This is a genomic window from Rhodopseudomonas sp. BR0C11 (assembly GCF_010820945.1).
GTDB classification, from domain to species: domain Bacteria; phylum Pseudomonadota; class Alphaproteobacteria; order Rhizobiales; family Xanthobacteraceae; genus Rhodopseudomonas; species Rhodopseudomonas palustris_H.
Genome location: NZ_QTKI01000879.1, coordinates 1 through 390, shown reverse-complemented (window position 1 = coordinate 390; position 390 = coordinate 1). Strand labels below are relative to the sequence as shown.

Here is a 390-nt window from a genome sequence, read left to right as displayed (position 1 = left end):
GCGACGGGCTGTTCGCTGCGGGCGTGCCGTATGCGCTGCGGCTCGATATGGCGGCCGCGATTGCGCTGGCCGGCGAACTGAGCTGGCAGGAACTCGGCAAAGGACCGGACGGCGAAACCGGCACCATCGCGGCGCGGCCGGAGGCGTGGGGCGACGTCATCATCGCGCGCAAGGAAACGCCGACCAGCTATCACCTGTCGGTGGTGATCGACGACGCGCTGCAAGGCATCACCGAGGTGGTGCGCGGCGCCGATTTGTTCTGGTCCACCTCGGTGCACCGGCTGCTGCAGCATCTGCTCGGCCTGCCGGCGCCGGTGTATCGGCACCATGCGCTTCTGCGCGATGCGGAGGGCCGCAAGCTGTCCAAATCCACCGGGTCCACCGGCCTGC

Annotated in this window: 1 protein-coding gene; it reads left to right on the top strand. The window is 69.2% G+C overall.

Annotation, left to right across the window (positions count from 1 at the left end; translation table 11 throughout):
- On the top strand, positions 1–390 hold a 390-nt coding region (locus tag DYI24_RS27915; RefSeq protein WP_246701413.1), incomplete at both ends, for a glutamate--tRNA ligase family protein.